This is a genomic window from Cryobacterium sp. M91, from assembly GCF_002929615.1.
Taxonomy (GTDB): Bacteria; Actinomycetota; Actinomycetes; order Actinomycetales; family Microbacteriaceae; genus Cryobacterium; species Cryobacterium levicorallinum.
Window position 1 is genome coordinate 166,044 of the sequence record NZ_PJJT01000086.1, and the last position, 17,193, is coordinate 183,236.

Here is a 17,193-nt window from a genome sequence, read left to right on the forward strand (position 1 = left end):
TCACGATGGGGGTGGCTGCGTTGGTGACTCTGCCCGAGATCGTGCCCGATGTCGCCGCGCTACAGCGCGCCCTCGATGCCGAGGACTATCTAGCCGACGACGGGCTCGCAACCGCGGTGTTCCTAGCCGTCCGCATGCGGCAGCCGCTGCTACTCGAGGGCGAACCGGGGGTCGGCAAGACCGAGATCGCCAAGGCACTCGCCCGACTGCTCGACACCGAACTGTTTCGCCTGCAGTGCTACGAAGGCATCTCGGCCGGGGAGGCACTGTACGAGTGGAATTACCCGCGGCAACTGCTCGGCATCCGTTTGGCCGAGGCGCGCGGGGTTGAACTGGCCGAGACCGAGCTGTTCGGCCGCGACTACCTGCTGCGCCGCCCGCTGTTGCAGGCGATCGAGCACGCGGGCCCGCGGCCGGCCGTGCTGCTGCTCGACGAGATCGACCGGGCCGACGCCGAGTTTGAAGCCTTCACCTTTGAGCTGCTCGCCGAGGCTGCGGTCACCATCCCCGAGCTCGGAACCGTGCGGGCCACGCATCCGCCGATCGTGATTCTCACCAGCAATCGCACCCGCGATCTGCATGACGCGCTGACCCGGCGCTGTCTCTATCACTGGATCGACTACCCGGGGCCGGAGCGGATCGCGCAGATCGTGCGCCGCCGGGTACCGAGCAGTTCACAGGTGATTGCGACCGAGGCCGCACAGGCCATCACCCGCCTGCGTTCGCTTGACCTGGTGAAGCCGCCCGGAATCGCCGAGGCCATCGACTGGGTGGGCGCGCTCGGGGTGCTCGGCATGGAGCAGCTGAGCGGCCGGGCGGTCGAGCAGACCTGGGGTTTCGTGCTGAAGAACCGTGACGACCTCGATCTCGCTACCGCTCGCGGGGCCGCCTGGGTCGTCGAGGCCGCCGGTGCCTGACCGCGGCGCACCTGTGCCCGGCAGAAGTGAGCCAGGCACCAGCAAGCCCGACGCGCGTCAGCGCGACATCGAGTCGGCCTCACCGAGGTTTCCGAAGCCGCCGGCCCAGGTCCGGATCCTGCCGATCGAAGCTGCGGCCCTCGCCGCTGGGTTCAGCACGGCCCTGCACCGCGCCGGACTTCCCGTGTCGCCCGACCGGGCGGCCCGGCTGGCCGAGGCGCTCCGCCTCGTCCCCCCGACCGACCGCGCCGCCCTGTACTGGGCCTGCCGGATCGTGTTCGTCTCCCAGCAGCAGCACCTTGCCCGGTTCGACGCGGTGTTCAGCGCCGTCTTCGACGGTCGACTCGACCCGGCCGAAAGCCGCGGTGATCCCAATGCTCCCCCGGCGATCGGCTCGGAAACCCGTTCCCAGGCCACCCCGCCGACCAATCGTCCGGCCGCAGCTCCCGAGCCTGGGGCCGATCGCCCGCCGGCCCCATTGCCCGGCACCGACTCGAGCGACAACGATAACGAGGCCCCGGAGCACGACGCCATCCTCGCCCTGGCCTCGAGCGACGAACACCTGCACAACATGGCATTCGCCGACCTCGCCCCCGACGAACTCGCCCGCCTGCGCGAGCTCGTTGCCCGCATCGTGCTGTCGACGCCGACCCGCCTGAGCCGCCGCAGGCATCCGTCGCGGCACAGCCGTGACCGGCTCGATCTGGCCCGCACCGTGCGGTCAGCGCAGCGTACCGGGGGCGATCCGATCGCCCTGCACCACGCCCGCCGCCGGTCGAAGCCGCGCCGACTCGTGCTGCTCTGCGATGTTTCGGGCTCGATGGAGCCCTACACCCGGGTGTTCCTGTCGCTGCTTCAGGGCGCGGCGTCCGGCGCGCGGGCCGAAGCGTTCGTGTTCTCCACCCAGCTCACCCGGCTGACCCGTCAGCTCGCGCTCCGCGACCCGGACCAGGCACTCGCGCAGGCGGCCGCCACCGCGACGGACTGGGCTGGCGGTACCCGGCTGGCCGCGAGCATCCGTCGATTCATCGACGATTTCGGGCGACGCGGTCTGGCCCGGGGAGCGGTGATCGTGGTGTTCTCGGACGGCTGGGCGCAGGACGACCCGGTCGACGTCGACGCCCAGATGGCACGCCTGCGCCGACTCGCGCACCGCATCATCTGGGTGAACCCGCGCAAGGTCGCCGTCGACTACCGGCCGCTCGTCGGCGGAATGGCCGCCGCGCTCCCCTACTGCGACGCCTTCGTCAGCGGCCACAGCTACGCCGCCCTGGCCGAGGTGGCGGCCGCGATTCGCGGCGACCCGCCAGCATCCGATCAACGAGCAATCTCCCACCAACCGACCTGACCGAGCAGAGGACACCCTGATGCAACTTGACAGCACCTTCACCGTTATCGCCCCCGTCGACACGGTCTGGGACACCCTGATGGACTTCGAACGTGTCGCCGGGTGTGTGCCGGGCGCTCAGATTCTCAACCAACTCAGCGATGACAACTACCAGGTGGGGATGAAGGTCAAGCTTGGCCCGGTCACGATGCAGTACCGCGGGCAGATGAACGTCGACGAGCGCGACGCCGAGGCACACCGGGCCGTATTCTCCGGCAAGGCTCAGGAGACCCGCGGTCAGGGTACAGCCCAGGCCACGGTCACCCTCGTTCTGGTCGAAACCGACGGTGTCACCCAGGGCACGGTCAGCGCCGATTTGTCCCTCTCCGGCAAGGCGGCGGCCATGGGCAAGGGCGTCATCAGCAGCGTCACCGAGCAGATGATGGGGCTGTTCGCCGGCAATCTGCAAGACCTGATCGAGGGCGGTGCCGCTGCTGATTCCGACGGTGAAGCGGATGCCCCGGCCGCCGATACTCTCCCTAACGTCACGCCGGATGCCCCCGCCCGGCTGCCCAGCGCCGTGCCGCCGCGCCCAGTGCCACCGCGCGCGGCTCCGGCAGACGGCCATCGCGGGGCGCCCGCTGGTGGGCATCGCGGCGCGCCCTATCGGGCAGCGCCGGCCCCGAGCCTCGACGCGCTGAGCTTGGTCAAGGGCGTCATTGCCGACCAGTTGAGCGACCCGGTGAAACTTGTGGGTCTGCTGGCCACGGTAGCGTTCATCGCATACCGAATCGGTCGACGGGCATCCGGCCGTTAGAGTCGACCGACGACAGAAGGGAGCCCGGCATGCGTGAAGTTCTCACTACCCTCTTCGCTGGCTGGCAGGGCGGCGCGACGGCGGGTCTCGCGACCGTCGTGCGCACCTTCCAGTCGGCACCTCGGCCAGCCGGCGCATCGATGCTGGTCAGCGCCGACGGCACGGTCGCCGGCTCGGTCTCTGGCGGCTGCGTCGAGGGCGCCGTCTACGAACTGGCCACCCAGGTCGTAGAGGACGGCGTGCCGGTACTCGTGCGCTACGGCATCAGCGACGACGACGCCTTCGCGGTGGGGCTGACCTGCGGCGGTATCCTCGACGTCTTCATCGAACCCGTCTCCCGCGGAACCTTCGCGCTGCTCGAGGGGGTGTATGACGATGTGGACGCCGGGCGCCCGGTGGGGGTCGCCACGGTGATCGAGCATCCGGATGCCGGCTGGATCGGCCGCCACCTCGTGGTGCGGCCGCAGGGATTCGCGGGCGATCTCGGATCGGACCGCGCCAACCACGCCATCGGCGACGACACCCAGGGGTTGCTCGCCGCCGGCCGCAACACGACTCTGACCTACGGTCCAGACGGCGAGCGTCGCGGCGAGGGCATGCGGGTGTTCTTCGCGAGCTACGCGCCCAGGCCCCGCATGCTGGTCTTCGGAGCGATCGATTTCGCCACCGCTCTGGCCCGGCTCGGAACCTTTCTCGGCTACCGGGTCACGGTCTGCGATGCCCGTGGCGTGTTCGCCACCGCCGCCCGCTTTCCCGGGGTCGACGAAGTCGTGGTGAGTTGGCCCGACCGCTACCTGCGCGAACAGATCGCGGCCGGCCTCATCGATCCCCGCACGGTCATCTGTGTGCTCACCCACGACCCGAAATTCGACGTTCCCCTGCTTGAAGCCGCCCTGCACGGCCCATCGGTGGCGTATATCGGCGCCATGGGATCCCGCCGCACCCACCTCGACCGGCTGGAACGACTGCGGGCGGTCGGCGTGACAGATAGCGAGCTGGCCCGGCTGCGCAGTCCGATCGGCCTCGATCTCGGCTCCCGCACGCCGGAGGAGACAGCGGTCTCGATCGCGGCCGAGATCATCTCCCTGCAGTGGGGCGGGAGCAACGAACCCCTGCACACCCTCGTCGACTCCATCCACGGCGACTCTGTCCACCATGACGACCTCGTCGACCCCAACCCGCCACCGCCATCGTCGCCGCCATCGAGTCAAGCTCCGGGGAGCACGTCCATTTCACGAACGGTCCTTCGCGGCTAGCTGTACCGGGCAGCGCGCGCAGTTCGAAGCGCGTGTTACGCGAGGTGCCATCTTTTGCCCTATGGCGTACGTGGGGCGCCACGGGCGGTCGGCGATAGGCTCGACGGATGGCTCTCGAATCCGCTGTCCCCCCGACTGTCACGCCGAAGAGCGATCGAGATTCTGCCCGATGAGCATTCTGGACGCCGTCAGGTCGGTGCTGTTCGTACACGCGCACCCCGACGACGAGACCATCGGCACCGGCGGCCTCATCGCGTATCTCGCGAGCCACGGCATCCGCATCGCCCTGGTTACGGCCACCCGCGGTGAACGCGGTGAAGTCGTCGCGGGGCCGCTCGCGGCGCTCGTCGGCACTGCCGCCCTGGCCGAGGAACGCGAGCGCGAACTCGAGCGCGCCGCCCGGACGCTCGGCATCAACGAGGGATTCTGGCTCGGCGAGGCACCGGCCCGCGCGCCCGGGCTCGCGCCGCGCCACTACCGCGACTCCGGTATGGAGTGGATCCGCCCCGGCCTGGCCGGCCCTGCCGCCGATTCCGCAGCGGATGCCCTCGCCCGAGCTCCGCTCGCCGAGGTCACCACCGACCTCGTCGCCGTTCTCCAGCACGTGCAACCGAGCCTGGTCATCAGCTACGACCGAACCGGCGGCTACGGCCACCCGGACCACGTCCGCGTACACGACGCCGCCCTCGCCGCCAGCCGAGCACTCGCCATCCCCTACGCCGAGATTCTCCACTCCCCCACAGAGGATACGGAATGGTTCGACCTCGACGCCCATCGCGCCACCGTCGTGGCCGCCCTCAGCTGCCATGCCAGCCAGCTCAGTGTCGACGGCGACTTCATCGTGCACTCCGGCGGCCAGCGCGAACCCATCCGCCCGTCGGTCGGCCTGCGCCTGCGCTGACTATAGCATCCGCTTAAACCAAATGAGGCCGCCCAATGGGCGGCCTCAGGAGCGGTAACAGCGTGTGACAGAACCGGTGGTGGAGATGCGGGGAATTGAACCCCGGTCCACTGCTGTGGTCATATGCCTTCTACGGGTGTATCCAGTGAAATCGCTTTCTCGGCCCCGGAATTTGCCACTGGCATCTACTCCGACAGGCCCAGCCTTCGTTTAAGTCCCTCTACACCCCGTGGCTCAATGTAGAAGCAATCTCTCTAAATGGCGTCAGGATCCGGGTAGAGAGCATTCCCGGTCTGGCGGACTTCTTTAGTGCTTTCGCTTAGGCAGCGAGAGCGAAGTCAGTGCGCTTTGAATTGGCACTTATTGTTTTGCAGAGATCGTTTACGAGATAACCCTGCATCCTCGACCCGCTTCTCACAATTGCGCAAACAATGTCGAAACCGATCATCCCCCTACACATCACACGCTTTCCAAATGAAAGCTCATGCGATGGGTTCGTGTCACACGCTGTTGAGTTACCAATCTGCACCAGTTTCGGTGCAGCCCTCCATACTACTACAGAAGTTGCCTAGTCGCCGAGGTGGCGCTGCGCCGACATCGCGCGGTCCGATTCGCGCTTGTCGGTGCGTTCCCGCAGAGTCTGACGCTTGTCGTACTCTTTCTTACCCTTGGCGACGGCGATCTCAACCTTGGCCCGACCATCCGCGAAGTAAATCCGCAGCGGAATGAGCGTGTAACCGCCCTCCTTGGTCTTGTGGCTGATTTTAATGATCTCCTTCTTGTGCAGCAGGAGTTTGCGCTTGCGGCGCGGCGGGTGATTGGTCCACGAGCCGCCGGAATACTCCGGAATGTGCACCGCATCCAGCCAGGCCTCGCCGCCCTCGATGAAGGCGTAGCCGTCAACCAGGGTGGCCCGGCCCGCGCGCAGCGACTTGACCTCGGTGCCGCTCAGGACCATTCCGGCCTCGTAGGTGTCACTAATGAGGTAGTCATGTCGGGCCTTGCGGTTGGTCGCCACGACCTTTTCGCCACGTTCCCTGGGCATGTGTTCACCTCAATTCTCATTCGTCAAGTGGATGCCGCCGAAAGATCCGTCAGACAGCCAACCAGTCTACCGGCCCCGCGCCTGGTCGTTGCGCGCGGGCATCCGCTTGACGCTTAGACCTTGAGGTAGCGGGTGATCGCGAAGTTGGCCGAGAACGCGGCGAGCACCGCGCCGACCACCAGCAGGATGGGCACCACAACGAGCGCATCATCCATACCGACCAGGGCAAAGCCGGTGAGTCTGGCCCCGAGATACCCCTGCACGAAGAAGTAGACCAGCGCCACAATCGCGCCGCCGGCGAGCAGCGAGCCGAGCAGCGCCGCGAAGACGCCCTCAAGAATGAACGGCGTTTGAATGAACCGGTTGCTCGCGCCGACCAGTCGCATAATGCCGAGTTCGCGGCGTCTCGAGAACGCCGACAAACGGATGGTCGTGGCAATCAGCAGCGCCGCTGCGATCAGCATCAACCCGGCAATGCCGATGGCGGTGTAGCTCGCGACGTTGAGCACCGAGAAGATCTGGTCCAGGTATTTGCGCTGATCAGCGACGTTTTCTACGCCGGCCACCCCGGACAAACTCTCGACCAGCACGGCGGACTGGGACGGGTCCTTGAGGTTGACCCAGAAGGTCTGGTTCAACTGATCCGCGGTAACGTAGTCGGCCACCGGGTTGCCGGCGAACTGCTTCTTGAAATTCTCGAAGGCCTGCTCGTGCGTCTCGAAATAGTAGGTGTCGACGAACGGCGCCAGGGTCGGCGATTCGAGCTGGGCCTCGACGGCTGCGATCTGCTCTGCCGAGGCGTCGCCGCCGGTGCAGGTTTCGCCCGGCGAGATGTCGGAGCACATGTAGATACCGACCTGCGCCTTGTCGTACCAGAAGTTCTTCATCTGGCCGATCTGCATCTGCATCAGTACGGCCGCGCCGACGAAGGTCAGCGAGATGAAAGTCACGAGTACCACGGAGACGACCATGGATGCGTTGCGTCGCAGACCGTTCGCGGCCTCGGAGAGCACCAGTCCGAGCCTCATCGGTTGGGCCCCACGTTCTGTTCGCCGGTTTGGTCGGGTTTCTCGCCCGGCGCCCGCAGGCCGAGTTTCTCGGCGAGGGTGAGCTGTTCGGGGGCGTCGTTCGGGGCGACCGGAAGAACCGGGCGCGCCATCGATGGCGTGGCCACGGCGGGACCGGCCTCCTCTGCAGCAGGAGATTCGGCCGCAGGAGCCGACTCAAACGGTGTCGGAACAACCGACGCGGCCGCCGCTGCAACCGCAGCTGCCGCCGCCTGGTGCAGGGACACGGAGGTTTCGGGAACCGGCGCCGACGGATGCGTCAACGAGGGTTGAGCCGCGGCCCGCGCTGCGACGGCGGCCGACGCGACCGGCACGGGGTCGCTCGCTGCGGCATCCGCTTCAGACGACGGCACGATGGTCGGGATGGACGCGGTGGCGTAGCCGCCCTGGCGTTCATCCCGCACGATCTCGCCGTTGACCAGTTCGATCACGCGGCGCTGCATCTTGTCCACGATGCCGGCCTCGTGGGTGGCCATGATCACGGTGGTGCCGCCCGCGTTGATGCTCGCGAGCAGTGCCATGATTTCGGCGCTCGTGGTGGGGTCGAGGTTTCCGGTGGGCTCATCGGCCAGCAGAATCTGGGGCTTGTTCACGATGGCGCGGGCAATGGCCACGCGCTGCTGCTCACCACCGGAGAGTTCGTGCGGCAGGCGCTGGGCCTTCTCGGCCAGGCCGACCATCTTCAGGGTGTCGGGCACGGCTTCCTGAATGAAGCCACGGCTCTTGCCGATGACCTGCAGGCTGAACGCGACATTGTCGAAGACCGTCTTGTTCGGCAACAGCCGAAAGTCCTGAAAGACCACGCCCATGTTGCGGCGAAAGTAGGGCACCTTGCGGTTGGAGATCGAGCGCAGGTCTTGCCCGAGCACGTGGATGCTGCCGCTAGTCGGCTTCTCCTCCTTGAGCACGAGCCGCAGACAGCTCGATTTGCCCGATCCGGAGGCGCCGACCAGAAAGACGAATTCGCCTCGCAAAATCTCGACGTCGATCGAGTTCAGGGCCGGCCGAGAGGTGCCGGGATACTTCTTGGTTATGTGATCAAAGCGGATCATAGCTCTTAGAGCCTAGGCACCCGCTGGCGTTTTCCCTACTGCGACATACCCGAGAGGGGGAAGGCTCAGCATCCGTTTAGTCTTCGGGGGCTTTCTTGCGCCAGCGGATGCCGGCCGAAATGAAACCGTCCAGGTCACCATCGAAGACGTTGCTGGGGTTGTTCACCTCGTACTCGGTGCGCAGGTCCTTGACCATTTGGTAGGGCGCGAGCACGTAGCTGCGCATCTGGTCGCCCCAGCTCGCGGTGATGTTGCCGGCGAGCTCTTTCTTGGTCGCGGCCTCTTTCTCGCGCTCGAGTACCAGCAGCCGGGACTGCAGCACGCGCATGGCGGCGGCCCGGTTCTGAATCTGGCTCTTCTCGTTTTGGCAGCTCACCACGGTGCCGGTGGGCAGGTGGGTGATGCGCACGGCGGAGTCGGTGGTGTTGACCGACTGGCCGCCAGGGCCGCTCGAGCGGAAGACATCCACTCGAATATCGCCGTCGGGCACCTCTATAGACTCGGTCTGTTCGATCAAAGGCACCACCTCGACCGCGGCGAATGAGGTCTGGCGCTTGCCGGCCGAGTTGAACGGGCTCATCCGTACCAGGCGGTGGGTTCCGGCCTCGACGCTGAGCGTGCCGAAGGCGTAGGCGGCATCGACCTCGAAGGTCGCGCTCTTGATGCCGGCTTCTTCGGCGTAGCTGATGTCGAGCACGGTCGTGCGGTAGTCGTGCTGTTCGGCGTAGCGCAGGTACATGCGCAGCAACATTTCGGCGAAGTCGGCGGCATCCACTCCCCCGGCGCCGGCGCGAATGGTGATGACGGCGTTGCGTTCGTCGAATTCGCCGTTGAGCAGGGTCTGCACTTCGAGCTCGCCGAGCAGCTTCTGCAGGCTGACGAGTTCGACGCCGGCCTCGTCGGCCAGTTCCTGGTCGCCCTGGCCGTCATTGGCCATCTCCACGAGCACCTCGAGGTCATCGAGGCGGACTTCGATGCTTTCGATGCGGGCCAGTTGCGACTGCCGGTGGCTGAGGTCGCTCGTCACCTTCTGGGCGTGCTCGGTGTCGTCCCACAAGTCGGGCACACCGGCCTCGCCGCTGAGGTCGTCAATCTCCGCGCGCAGTCGATCAATGTCGATTACCGAGCGGATGTCGCCAAACGTGATCCGCAGCGCGGCGATCTGTACTGAGAAATCCAAGTCAATCATGTTCTGTTCAGCCTACCGGGCGAAGGCGCGGTGCTGCCGAGCTGGTGGGCGCACCACTCGAACAGCACTCCGGAAAACACGGTCGGGATCGCACGTGCCGGATTACAGGGGCGGGATCGTACGGGTCTGAGCAGCACGGGTCGGGATAGCACGGTCGGGATTGCACTGCGAGTAGCATCGAACCGATGAGCAACCACGAGCGCCCCTTCAGCCTGCGCTCGGTCGCCCTGGTCGCGTTCCTACCGACCCTGCTGTTCTCGATCGGCGAGGGCGCGATTATCCCGCTGATTCCCCTGGTTGCGACTGACCTCGGTGCCTCCCTGGCCATTGCCGGTGTGATTGCAGCGATGGTCATGCTCGGTGAGCTGGTCGGCGATATTCCCAGCGGCTGGATCGTCTCGCGCATCGGGGAACGGAACGCGATGATCTGGGCATCCGCTCTCACCATCGGTGCAGTGATCGTCTGCATTGTCGCTCCCAACCCACTCGTGCTCGGTCTCGGCATTTTTCTGGTGGGCCTCGCCACAGCCATTTTTGCGCTCGCCCGGCATGCCTTCATGACCAACTATGTGCCGCTGGTCTACCGGGCCCGCGCGCTGTCGACCCTCGGCGGCGTGTTTCGAGCCGGCTGGTTTGTCGGCCCCTTTCTCTCGGCCGGCCTGATTCACCTCACCGGTGGTACGCAGGCCGTGTTTTGGGTGTTCATCATCTGCTGCGTCGCCGCATCAGCGACGCTGCTGTTGTTGCCAGACCCGTCGAAAACCTTTGCCACTCCCTCCGCTGATACGACCATATTCGACGCCACCGACACGAGCACCGGCGCGATCAGCAGCACCGGAACGGCGCGACCGGCCGTGCCGGTGCAGGGATTGTTCCAGACCATTTGGAGTCACCGCGGAGTGCTTTTGCGGCTCGGTACGGGCGCCGGTCTGATCGGTGCGATGCGGGCCAGCCGCACGGTGATGCTGCCACTCTGGGCGGTCAGTATCGGCATCAGCGCCCCCGACACGGCGTTGATCATCGGCATCGCCGGCGGCATCGACTTCGCCCTGTTCTATGTCAGCGGCCAGATCATGGACCGGTTCGGCCGCATCTGGAGCGCGCTGCCCTCGATGATCGGCCTCGGTGCCGGCCACCTGGCACTCGCGTTCACCCAAGACCTGCCGAGCAACGTGGGGTGGTTCATCGGCGTGGCCATGTTCCTCTCGCTCGCCAACGGGGTCGGCAGCGGCCTGCTGATGACGCTCGGCGCCGACCTCGCTCCGCGGCCGAATCCCGCACCGTTCCTGGGCGCCTGGCGGTTCACTGCCGACTTCGGCAGTGCCGCAGCTCCCCTGGCGGTCGCCGGCATCACCGCCCTGGTCTCGCTCTCGGTCGCCAGCGGCGTCATGGGGGCAATTGGCCTCTGCGGCGCGGTGCTGCTGCGCCGCTACATTCCGCGCTACGCCCCGCATCGCCCCGGCCGCCTGCTCTGACAGGGCGAACCTGACCGGGTGGAATGTTCTCGGCGGCTCGCGCGTTGGGCCAAATATGCCCCTCATCGGAGAATGCGAGCCAAGCACCGCCCAGTGGGTGCGCGACCAGGTCGACCTGTACGAGAAGTCCGGCGGAACCGAGGGCACGACTCTGCGTGACATGCCCGTGATCGTACTCACCACCGTCGGCCTCAAGAGCGGCAAGTTGCGCAAGGCACCGCTCATGCGCGTCGAACACGACGGCCACTATGCCGCTGTCGCCTCGCTCGGTGGCAGCCCCAAAAACCCGGTCTGGTACGCCAACGTCATCGCGCACCCCGAGGTGGAGCTGCAAGACGGGCCCGAGAAGTGGGACATGCGCGCCCGCGAGATCACCGGCGACGAAAAGGCCGTCTGGTGGGAGCGCGCCGTGGCAGCGTTCCCCGACTACGCCGCCTACCAGGTCAAGACCGAGCGGAAGATTCCGGTTTTCGTGCTCGAACCCATCGAATAAAGGTGGCGAAAGCAGCCACCCGCAAGGCGTCGATCGACCGCATCACGCTGCCCGACCTCGCCGACGACGACGGGGCGCAGCTTTGCTCCGGCGACGGTCGCGAGGCCGAGCGCTACACCGGCGTGAACCTCGACGGCCGCGACCTGACCGGTATCACCTTCGGGGAGTGTGAATTTGCGGGAGTCTCGCTGCATGAGACCAAGCTGCGCGGAGCATCCTTCTCGGAATGTCTCGCCACTGATCTGCATGCCCCGGTGTTCAGCGCGCCGCGCTCGAACTGGCGTGACGTGCAGCTCAACCACGCCCGACTCGGCTCGGTCGAGGCCTACGAGGCGACGCTGCGCTCGGTGCACATCGACGGGTCGAAGCTCGATTTCGTAAATCTGCGCAACGCGACCCTGACCGATGTGCTGCTGAGCAACTGCATTATCGACGAGCTCGACCTCGGCAGCGCCACCGTGCAGCGCCTCGAACTGCAGAACTGCCGCATCGGCACCCTCGATGTCGGCGGCGCCAAGCTCAAGGACGTCGACCTGCGCTCGAGTGACTTCTCGGCCGTCCACGGCCTCGAGGGCCTGCGCGGTGCCACGATCGACGATGCCCAGCTCGGCATGCTGGCGCCGCTTCTCGCCGCCCACCTCGGCCTGCGCGTCGAATAAACAGGGCCTCGACGCCGCTCGATAAGCGGATGCCCGGGCCAGCCTCGTACGGCCGCCCGCGCGGGGTCGCCGCGTCAGGGAATCGCGACCGCGGTCAGCTCGAGGTCGGACTTCGGCTGGTCGCGCTGGGTCGCGATCGCAGCCCCGGCGGCCACGCAGACCACGACGATCGCGATCTGCTGCAGCAGCGTGAAGGTCTCGCCGAGCACGAGCGCGCCGAACCCGGCCGCGATCACCGGGCCGAAGCTTGTGATGATCGCGTACAGCCGAGGGCTCATCCGCCGCAGAATGTACGTGTCGAGTGTGTACGGGAAGGCCGAGGAAACCACTCCGACGAGCAGGAGCAACCCGACAACGCCCCAGGTGAACGCCGACAGGTCGAGGGTGAGCACGGCGAACGGCACCACGATCACGAGGCTGACCAGGCTGGCAATGGAGATACCCTCAAGGCCGGCAAATTCGGTCGCCACCCTGCGGGTCAGCAGGATGTAGCAAAACCAGGAAGCCGCTGCGGTCAGGGCGAGCGCAATGCCGAGCAGGTCGAGCGTGCCGTCCGACCAGGTCAACAGAAACACACCCCCGGCGGCGGCCGCGGCGCACACGAAGTCCAGGATGCGGCGGCTGGTAACGAGGGCGAGAGCGAACGGGCCGAGAAATTCAATGGTCGCCGCAACGCCCAGCCCGAGCATGCTCACGGCCTGGTAGAAGCTGAGATTCATCACGGCGAGCACGACGCCGAGGGCAAGCGGCGGCCAGATGCGGCTCCAGGTCAGGTTCTTGAGCCTGGGCCGCGCCAGCGGCAGCACGACGATGACCATGACGATTTGTCGGGCCGCGACGACGACCGGCGAGCCGACGAGGGGAATGAGCAGTCCGGCCAGCGACGAACCGAAATTGATGCTGACTTCGGTGGCGAGTTGAGCTCCCGCACCCTTCCACTGCCCCCGCTTGGTACGCACACTACTCCTGTCGGCGCCGTCAGGGCACCTAGCGAGGGTACCGCGCGCGGCATCCGCTCTGAGCATGCGCGGACGACCGCGGCCTAGGGCTGCAGCGGAACGAAGGTGTATTCGCTGGTCAAATGTTCGTGCTGGCAGGCACCGCAGTAGAGCACTCCGGACACGCGCATCGCGTCGACCCGGGAGGAGCATTGGATGACCTTGGGCCCACAGCACGGCGAGATCACCATGAAGCCACCCGATTCGGCCGGATCGTGACCGCTCAATCCGCGGTAGTGATGCACTCCCTCGCAGGGGAGAAGAGACTCGAAGTCGAGCTGCTCCACACTGTGCTCATCGACTTCGTGTCGGTCTAGTAATGCATCCATGAATTAACAGCCGTTCTCGGTAATTCTCAGCCGCCATGCTGGGCCACGTCAACCGGTGGCGACCAGCCCGGTTGAACGACGACCCGAGGTCGCCAGCACTACCAACCGGGGACCGGGGCTGGAACGAGTTTCGACTGCGTAAAAATGTGATGCCTCCTACGGGTAAGAGGCCTCCGTGTCGGCTACGTGTCGGCTACGTGTCTGTGCATAGTACGCTTCCATCCTGAAAAAGCTAGTGCGCCTTTGTGGGCGCTCCCCGCCTACCCCGGCCATCTCCCTCGAGAGCGGGAAATGTGTTGCTTCACGGGTGCTGAGGCAGCAATTATCCCGCTCTCGCGGAAGGGGACGCTGCTAGTGGAACACAGCCCGGGACACCACCGTCACCTCAAGCGGCACCCCGTCGGGAACCACGAGGGTGAGCACGGGTGGGCGCCACCACGACCGCAGGGTCACCGACGCGCTCTGCCCATCAGCGGATGCCGCGCTCGTCACGCCGAGCGCCTCGAACGAGGGATGGGGAACGAGGCGCAGGTACTCGTCCACCGCGGCCGACACGTCATCGGAGCGCAGCTGCGGCCGAGGGCCCACCATGCCGACCTGCACCTCGCCGAGGGTGAAGGCCTCGGACCCGGCGAGCGCCGCCCCGTCGGCGAGGCTCAGCAGCCGCTTGTGCTCGAGGTAAAGCGACGTCGCTGAGAGTGCCACGAGCACGAGGCTCAGGGCGAGGAAGCCGTAGAAGATGATGAGCAGCAGGGTCGACCCGTCTTCGGCCCCGGCGTGCGGCAGGCGCCCGCTCATTCGAGGCCGCCAAATCGGGACACGATCTGCGTCGATGCCGCGGTCATCGGCACGCTCGCGCTCTGCTCGAGCGCGAGCAGGTCGGGCACGAGCGGCAGGGCGATGCCGATGCGCACGGTGACCGTCACGAGAGCCTGGCGGGTGAGGCATCGGCTAGGCCCACCGGAGCACTCGATCTGCACCTCGGCATCTCCGGCATCCAGTCCGTAGTCTTCGAGCGCGAAGGCCACGGCGCGCCGAGCGCGCTCGGTCGCCGTGGCCTGGTCCGGCGCCTGCACGTAGACCCTGGCTGCCTGCCGCGCGGCTCCCTCCACGGCGAGCGCACCGCCCTGCAACGACGACAGGGCGAGCACGAGGTAGACCAGCGGAACCAGCAGGATCATTCCCGCCGTGATGAATTCCAGCGAGGCCGAACCGGCCTCACTTCCAGGCGCCCCGGAGCGACTACTCCAGCGTTTCGACCGCGGCATGCGCGACCACCTCCAGTCCGCGCGGGGCACCGAGCAGGCCCATCAGTGGCAGCGGCGCCACCACCCGCACTTCGACGCTCGGGTAGTCGGCACGGGTGCCGTAGCGAGCGACCACATCGGTGGCATAGGTCGATCCGATGGCGGTCGTGATCAGATCGCGCGTTCGCGCAGCTCCGGCGGGCAGGCTGCTATCGGCGAGTGTGGCATAGCGGGCGCCCTCGGCCGCGGCATCGAGCACAGTGTTGCGAATGTGCAGCGCGAGCGCCAGCTGCATGACCATGAGCGTGAGAAAGGTCAGCAACGACACCACCATGACAAACTCGGCCACGGCGCTACCCGCCTCGTCGCGCAACTCGTGAAGGCGCAACCAGGCGAGCCGCCGCATCCGCTTATGCATGGGTCGGTCAGAAACTGCTGACGCGATCCATGGCCTGCTGGAAGACCCCGCTGAGGGCCGGACCGGCGAGCCCCCAGATGATCAAAACCAATCCGGCCATAACGTGTGTAGGGTAATCAACATGAAGGCAATCATTTACGTGAGACAGTCCCTCGACAGGGACGGGGCAGGCGCGGCCGTAGCGCGCCAACTCACGGAATGCCGTGCACTCGCAGCTACTCAGGGTCTCGAAATCGCGCACGAGTACATCGATAACGATGTCTCAGCATCAAAGGGAACGCGCCCAGGATTCCAAGAACTGCTCACAGCGATCAAGGCGGGCACCGTTTCCACCATTGTCGTCTGGCACACCGACCGTCTCTATCGTCGTGTTCGGGATCTCGTGGAATTGGTCGAGCTCGCAGAGAAGCACGCTCTCCGCATCCTCACTGTAAAGGCCGGGGATCTCGACCTGAATAACGCGGCAGGCAGGATGATGGCGCAAATACTTGGCGCCGCTGCTCGGTACGAGGTGGAGCAAAAGGGGGCTCGGCAGGTCGCGGCGAACGTGCAGCGAGCAAATGCCGGCGTCTGGCAATTCTCTAACCGCCCGTACGGGTACGAACGTGTCGGAGGCAAGGTGCAGATCGTAGAACACGAGGCGGTCGTGCTGCGGGAGGCGTACGAGAGCTATCTCGCGGGCGAGTCCTATTACTCAATTGTCGAGGCGTTCAACTCTCGCGGCACGCTGACCGTCACCGGGAAGCCGTGGAGCATCACTACGTTGCGCGCACGACTTCGCAATCCGGCCTATGCCGGCATTCGAGAATACAAGGGTGAAGCTGTCGCGGAAGGTGACTGGGAGCCGATCATCACGCGCCAGAAGTGGGACGATTACACCCGACTTCGAACGCACCGTAAGACTCCGCACGATTGGAGCAACAAGACCAAATATCTACTGTCTGGACTTGCCCTCTGCGCTGTCTGCGGAGGTCGGATGCTCGCCCGTCCAGACTACCCGCGCAAGGGCGTGGACCGCCCGCCACGCATCGCCTACGCCTGCACCGACAACTGGTGCACCCAGCGAGACCAAGCGCGCTTAGATGCCCTCGTGGAGAGCGTCATCATAGCCAGATTCTCGCAGCCGGACGTGCTCGCGCTCATGCGGGTAGATCAAGACATCGCACCGCAGCAGGCCGAAGCCCTTGTGCTGCGCCGTCGATGGGACGACCTGGCCGAGCTTGTGGCAGATGGAACAATGCGACCAGCCGCAGTGCGCGAACAGGTTGCAACTATTCAGGGGAAGCTCGCCCGGATTCAAGCTGTCATCGACTCTGCTCACGGTGGCTCCACGATGACCGACCTGGCACTAGCAGAGGACACAGCCAACGCCTGGGCGCTGCTCGGCTTACCTCAAAAGCGGCAGGTGATCGCGTCACTCATGACCGTCACCGTGTCCAAGCAAAAGAACACGAGGGTATTTGACCCCGAAGATGTGGCTATCGCGTGGCTTTCATAGGCGCGTAGTCCTGAAGATGCCCCCGAGCTGATCCAACAACTCGAGGGCAAGATCCGAATCACCAAGCAAGGAGAAACGAATCATGAATACTGTAGCCAATTTGGTGGGAACCAACATGAACGACGTATCACGCACCGAGATCGATAGCCTATGGACCGCGGCGCGAAACACGCCGTGCAAGTATGCCGAGTGCACCGGCGATGGCCATGAACATGTCTTGCCCGAATCCGAATGGTCTCACGAGGCTGTGAATGCCAGTTTTGACGGAGGAATCGTGCTCAGCTCCATCTCTGATCGTCTAGGCACATTCACTGGGGATATCAGCTTTGAGGGAAGCGGCGAGATGACGGCGGCGGAGTTCAGAGACGCAGCTGACACCTACGAGGCATTCCCCGAATGGCTGCGCAGCATGGCTGACCGCCTCGACGTGCTCGCCGCGTAACTAATAACCCAACCACTGCCCCGGCCTGCGAGAGTGGGCCGGGGCCTCCAATTGTGCAAATAT

General features: G+C 65.7%; 19 protein-coding genes and 1 other RNA gene. 10 read left to right on the forward strand and 10 right to left on the reverse strand.

Going from position 1 to position 17,193, the window contains the following annotated elements:
- Positions 1 to 11: 11 nt before the first annotated feature.
- The 5 genes from CXY80_RS11960 (at position 12) to CXY80_RS11980 (ending at position 5,218) form a co-directional block, all read left to right on the forward strand.
- On the forward strand, positions 12 to 917 hold the full coding sequence (locus CXY80_RS11960; RefSeq protein ID WP_233195317.1) for a MoxR family ATPase: 906 nt from the start codon (positions 12 to 14) through the stop codon (positions 915 to 917).
- Between the two features lie 13 nt (positions 918 to 930).
- Entirely contained in the window at positions 931 to 2,265 is a 1,335-nt protein-coding gene (locus CXY80_RS11965) for a VWA domain-containing protein (RefSeq protein WP_233195318.1), read from the forward strand.
- Between the two features lie 19 nt (positions 2,266 to 2,284).
- Positions 2,285 to 3,061, forward strand: coding sequence for an SRPBCC family protein (locus CXY80_RS11970; RefSeq protein ID WP_092449337.1), 777 nt, complete (start codon positions 2,285 to 2,287; stop codon positions 3,059 to 3,061).
- Positions 3,062 to 3,090: 29 nt separating this feature from the next.
- Positions 3,091 to 4,317 (forward strand): XdhC/CoxI family protein, encoded by a 1,227-nt coding sequence (locus CXY80_RS11975; protein WP_104132643.1) that lies wholly within the window; start codon positions 3,091 to 3,093, stop codon positions 4,315 to 4,317.
- Between the two features lie 169 nt (positions 4,318 to 4,486).
- On the forward strand, positions 4,487 to 5,218 hold the full coding sequence (locus CXY80_RS11980) for a PIG-L deacetylase family protein (protein WP_104132644.1): 732 nt from the start codon (positions 4,487 to 4,489) through the stop codon (positions 5,216 to 5,218).
- Positions 5,219 to 5,295: 77 nt separating this feature from the next.
- On the opposite strand, the gene ssrA is transcribed toward CXY80_RS11980, so the two are convergent.
- The 5 genes from ssrA to prfB all read right to left on the reverse strand — a co-directional run bounded on the left by ssrA (position 5,296) and on the right by prfB (position 9,571).
- Positions 5,296 to 5,670: a transfer-messenger RNA gene (gene ssrA / locus CXY80_RS11985) on the reverse strand.
- Between the two features lie 116 nt (positions 5,671 to 5,786).
- On the reverse strand, positions 5,787 to 6,263 hold the full coding sequence (gene smpB / locus CXY80_RS11990) for an SsrA-binding protein SmpB (protein ID WP_092449344.1): 477 nt from the start codon (positions 6,261 to 6,263) through the stop codon (positions 5,787 to 5,789).
- A 113-nt stretch (positions 6,264 to 6,376) separates the two neighbouring features.
- Complete coding sequence (ftsX, locus tag CXY80_RS11995; RefSeq protein WP_104132645.1) at positions 6,377 to 7,291, reverse strand: permease-like cell division protein FtsX; 915 nt, start codon at positions 7,289 to 7,291, stop codon at positions 6,377 to 6,379.
- A complete protein-coding gene (gene ftsE / locus CXY80_RS12000; RefSeq protein ID WP_092449349.1) occupies positions 7,288 to 8,382 on the reverse strand; it encodes a cell division ATP-binding protein FtsE in 1,095 nt (364 codons plus the stop codon). The genes ftsX and ftsE overlap by 4 nt, the downstream gene beginning before the upstream one ends.
- A gap of 76 nt (positions 8,383 to 8,458) precedes the next feature.
- A complete protein-coding gene (gene prfB / locus CXY80_RS12005; RefSeq protein WP_104132646.1) occupies positions 8,459 to 9,571 on the reverse strand; it encodes a peptide chain release factor 2 in 1,113 nt (370 codons plus the stop codon).
- Positions 9,572 to 9,756: 185 nt separating this feature from the next.
- Here prfB and CXY80_RS12010 point away from each other — a divergent pair, with 185 nt between their 5' ends.
- The 3 genes from CXY80_RS12010 to CXY80_RS12020 are packed head-to-tail and all read left to right on the forward strand — an operon-like array spanning position 9,757 to position 12,198.
- Positions 9,757 to 11,046: an MFS transporter gene (locus CXY80_RS12010; RefSeq protein ID WP_104132647.1), complete on the forward strand. Its 1,290-nt coding sequence runs from the start codon at positions 9,757 to 9,759 to the stop codon at positions 11,044 to 11,046.
- A 55-nt stretch (positions 11,047 to 11,101) separates the two neighbouring features.
- Positions 11,102 to 11,539, forward strand: a complete 438-nt coding sequence (locus CXY80_RS12015; RefSeq protein ID WP_104132648.1) for a nitroreductase family deazaflavin-dependent oxidoreductase — start codon at positions 11,102 to 11,104, stop codon at positions 11,537 to 11,539.
- Positions 11,540 to 11,541: 2 nt separating this feature from the next.
- Positions 11,542 to 12,198 carry a pentapeptide repeat-containing protein gene (locus tag CXY80_RS12020; RefSeq protein WP_092449357.1) on the forward strand — a complete coding sequence of 219 codons (657 nt, stop codon included), beginning with the start codon at positions 11,542 to 11,544 and terminating at the stop codon, positions 12,196 to 12,198.
- A gap of 74 nt (positions 12,199 to 12,272) precedes the next feature.
- Here CXY80_RS12020 and CXY80_RS12025 read toward each other — a convergent pair whose 3' ends face one another.
- The 5 genes from CXY80_RS12025 to CXY80_RS12045 all read right to left on the reverse strand — a co-directional run bounded on the left by CXY80_RS12025 (position 12,273) and on the right by CXY80_RS12045 (position 15,190).
- The gene (locus tag CXY80_RS12025) at positions 12,273 to 13,157 is read right to left on the reverse strand and encodes a DMT family transporter (protein ID WP_233195321.1); all 885 of its coding nucleotides are present in this window, start codon (positions 13,155 to 13,157) and stop codon (positions 12,273 to 12,275) included.
- A gap of 83 nt (positions 13,158 to 13,240) precedes the next feature.
- Complete coding sequence (locus CXY80_RS12030) at positions 13,241 to 13,525, reverse strand: hypothetical protein (protein WP_104132650.1); 285 nt, start codon at positions 13,523 to 13,525, stop codon at positions 13,241 to 13,243.
- 351 nt (positions 13,526 to 13,876) lie between these two features.
- The gene (locus CXY80_RS12035) at positions 13,877 to 14,323 is read right to left on the reverse strand and encodes a pilus assembly protein TadG-related protein (RefSeq protein ID WP_092449363.1); all 447 of its coding nucleotides are present in this window, start codon (positions 14,321 to 14,323) and stop codon (positions 13,877 to 13,879) included.
- Positions 14,320 to 14,793, reverse strand: a complete 474-nt coding sequence (locus CXY80_RS12040; RefSeq protein WP_092449365.1) for a hypothetical protein — start codon at positions 14,791 to 14,793, stop codon at positions 14,320 to 14,322. Before CXY80_RS12040 ends, CXY80_RS12035 begins: the two co-directional genes overlap by 4 nt.
- Complete coding sequence (locus CXY80_RS12045; RefSeq protein ID WP_233195323.1) at positions 14,768 to 15,190, reverse strand: TadE/TadG family type IV pilus assembly protein; 423 nt, start codon at positions 15,188 to 15,190, stop codon at positions 14,768 to 14,770. The genes CXY80_RS12040 and CXY80_RS12045 overlap by 26 nt, the downstream gene beginning before the upstream one ends.
- A 121-nt stretch (positions 15,191 to 15,311) precedes the next feature.
- Here CXY80_RS12045 and CXY80_RS12050 point away from each other — a divergent pair, with 121 nt between their 5' ends.
- Both CXY80_RS12050 and CXY80_RS12055 read left to right on the forward strand, forming a co-directional pair.
- Positions 15,312 to 16,688, forward strand: coding sequence for a recombinase family protein (locus CXY80_RS12050; RefSeq protein WP_158251642.1), 1,377 nt, complete (start codon positions 15,312 to 15,314; stop codon positions 16,686 to 16,688).
- Between the two features lie 82 nt (positions 16,689 to 16,770).
- A complete protein-coding gene (locus CXY80_RS12055) occupies positions 16,771 to 17,130 on the forward strand; it encodes a hypothetical protein (protein ID WP_146070726.1) in 360 nt (119 codons plus the stop codon).
- The last annotated feature ends 63 nt before the right edge of the window (positions 17,131 to 17,193 follow it).

Coding starts and splice junctions, on each gene's coding strand:
- CXY80_RS11970 (WP_092449337.1), top strand. CDS start 2,285: ATGCAACTTGACAGCACCTTCACCGTTATCGCCCCCGTCGACACGGTC.
- CXY80_RS12045 (WP_233195323.1), bottom strand. CDS start 15,190: ATGCATAAGCGGATGCGGCGGCTCGCCTGGTTGCGCCTTCACGAGTTG.
- CXY80_RS12030 (WP_104132650.1), bottom strand. CDS start 13,525: ATGGATGCATTACTAGACCGACACGAAGTCGATGAGCACAGTGTGGAG.
- ftsE (WP_092449349.1), bottom strand. CDS start 8,382: ATGATCCGCTTTGATCACATAACCAAGAAGTATCCCGGCACCTCTCGG.
- CXY80_RS12035 (WP_092449363.1), bottom strand. CDS start 14,323: ATGAGCGGGCGCCTGCCGCACGCCGGGGCCGAAGACGGGTCGACCCTG.
- CXY80_RS12015 (WP_104132648.1), top strand. CDS start 11,102: ATGCCCCTCATCGGAGAATGCGAGCCAAGCACCGCCCAGTGGGTGCGC.
- CXY80_RS11975 (WP_104132643.1), top strand. CDS start 3,091: ATGCGTGAAGTTCTCACTACCCTCTTCGCTGGCTGGCAGGGCGGCGCG.
- CXY80_RS12050 (WP_158251642.1), top strand. CDS start 15,312: ATGAAGGCAATCATTTACGTGAGACAGTCCCTCGACAGGGACGGGGCA.
- ftsX (WP_104132645.1), bottom strand. CDS start 7,291: ATGAGGCTCGGACTGGTGCTCTCCGAGGCCGCGAACGGTCTGCGACGC.
- CXY80_RS12055 (WP_146070726.1), top strand. CDS start 16,771: ATGAATACTGTAGCCAATTTGGTGGGAACCAACATGAACGACGTATCA.
- prfB (WP_104132646.1), bottom strand. CDS start 9,571: ATGATTGACTTGGATTTCTCAGTACAGATCGCCGCGCTGCGGATCACG.
- CXY80_RS12010 (WP_104132647.1), top strand. CDS start 9,757: ATGAGCAACCACGAGCGCCCCTTCAGCCTGCGCTCGGTCGCCCTGGTC.
- smpB (WP_092449344.1), bottom strand. CDS start 6,263: ATGCCCAGGGAACGTGGCGAAAAGGTCGTGGCGACCAACCGCAAGGCC.
- CXY80_RS12040 (WP_092449365.1), bottom strand. CDS start 14,793: ATGCCGCGGTCGAAACGCTGGAGTAGTCGCTCCGGGGCGCCTGGAAGT.
- CXY80_RS11980 (WP_104132644.1), top strand. CDS start 4,487: ATGAGCATTCTGGACGCCGTCAGGTCGGTGCTGTTCGTACACGCGCAC.